The sequence below is a fragment of the Bradyrhizobium sp. UFLA05-89 genome, assembly GCF_059803475.1.
The window spans coordinates 1-1,473 of record NZ_JBANBA010000265.1; the positions used below are offsets into that span (position 1 = coordinate 1).

Below are 1,473 nucleotides of genomic sequence, written 5' to 3' on the forward strand. Positions count from 1 at the left end.
CTAGTGGTTCATCACAGTGGTTTTGACTCTTTGGCGGCAGCTGGATAGGCGCGGCCGAGTTTGGCGCGGGCTTTGTCGGTTGTGAACATCCATTTGATGCGGTCTCGCGCTTTATTTCGCTGCCGTTGCCATGCTGCGATCTCTTTTTGGAGCCTTTTTGGATCGTCGATGCGGCGACCGAGACACTGGCGCTGCATCACGCTGATCTCGCACTCGACCATGTTGAGCCAACTGGCGTGTTTCGGGGTGTAGTGGAATTCGAGGCGGCGCAGGATGCGACGGGCCTCGGCAGGCGCAAATGCTTGATATAGTGCGCCGGCGGTATGGATCGACAGATTGTCCTGCACGACACGGACGCAGGGGGCATCTGGATAATGGACGTCGACGAGTTCGCGCATGCAGTGCGCGTAGTCTACGGCGGCGCGGTGGTCTGTAACCTTGACGTTGCGCCAGCCGCGATGCGGATCGAAGGTGACGAAGAGATTGACGGTGCCGTTGCGGCGATATTCGTAATCGTAGCGCTCGCGCTGTCCCGGTTGGGCCGGGATCGGCTGACGGACCTCGCCGATAAGCTGGACGGGAGTTTCGTCGAAGCAGACCAGGGGCCGCTCGGGATCCGGCGCTTCAGCGTAGAGATCGAGCACGTCCTCCATGCGGGCGACGTATTCGCCGTCGACACGGGGAATGCACCACATGTCCCTGCGCCACGGCTTGAGGTCGTTGTCGGCCAGCCGGCGGCGCACGGTCTCGCCCGAAAGGCTGTCGTGATCGGTGAGCTTGACCATCGCGTCGGCGAGCAGCGTCAGCGTCCAGCGTTTGCGGCCGGTGGGCGGCTTGGCGCATGCCGTCGCCACCAGCAGGGCCTCTTCCTTGCCTGTCAGCTTGCGTTCCGCGCCCGGACGCGGCTCCTCGCTCAAGGCCCGCACCAGATTGCCTTCCACGAAGCGGCGCTTGGTCCGGCCGACGGTGGAAAGGCTGACCCGGACGGTTCGGACAATCTCCGCGTCGCAGCTGCCGGCATCGGCCGCCAGCAAAATCTGCGCCCGCTTGAGTTTGCGGGCGGCATGCTTGCCGCCACCGAGCATCGCCGTCAGTTCGTCCCGCTCGGCTTGGCTCAATTCGACCCGATAACGTACATTCATGCTTCGCCTCCTTGTCGGAGGCCGGGACGAATCCAGCGATGAGTCAAAAATCAGGCGCGCACTTGACCGAGAAGCAGGGTCACTATCTTGCTTTCATCCATACCTATTCGTACATGTTCGGACAGCCGCCCGCCGAGGCCGACATCCAGCGTCATTTCCGCGTCAGCCCGCCGTCAGTCCACCAGATGATCGTCACCCTCGAACGGAACGGCTTCATTCGTCGCCAGCCCGGCGTCGCACGAAGCATCGAGATCCTCCTGCCACCCGAAAACTTGCCCATCCTCGAATGGCTCGGTATCAAAACGTCAAAATCACTGTGATGAACCACTAG

At 62.0% G+C, this 1,473-nt stretch carries 2 protein-coding genes; one reads left to right on the forward strand and one right to left on the reverse strand.

The genetic code is table 11. The features are described 5' to 3' along the window. Positions 1-11 precede the first annotated feature (11 nt). Positions 12-1,142, reverse strand: a complete 1,131-nt coding sequence (locus SO139_RS46165) for an IS630 family transposase (protein WP_498542150.1) — start codon at positions 1,140-1,142, stop codon at positions 12-14. Positions 1,143-1,180: 38 nt separating this feature from the next. On the opposite strand from SO139_RS46165, the gene SO139_RS46170 reads away from it, so the two are divergent. Continuing rightward, complete coding sequence (locus SO139_RS46170) at positions 1,181-1,462, forward strand: LexA family protein (RefSeq protein WP_449384062.1); 282 nt, start codon at positions 1,181-1,183, stop codon at positions 1,460-1,462. Positions 1,463-1,473 lie beyond the last annotated feature (11 nt).

Coding starts and splice junctions, on each gene's coding strand:
- SO139_RS46165 (WP_498542150.1), bottom strand. CDS start 1,142: ATGAATGTACGTTATCGGGTCGAATTGAGCCAAGCCGAGCGGGACGAA.
- SO139_RS46170 (WP_449384062.1), top strand. CDS start 1,181: ATGAGTCAAAAATCAGGCGCGCACTTGACCGAGAAGCAGGGTCACTAT.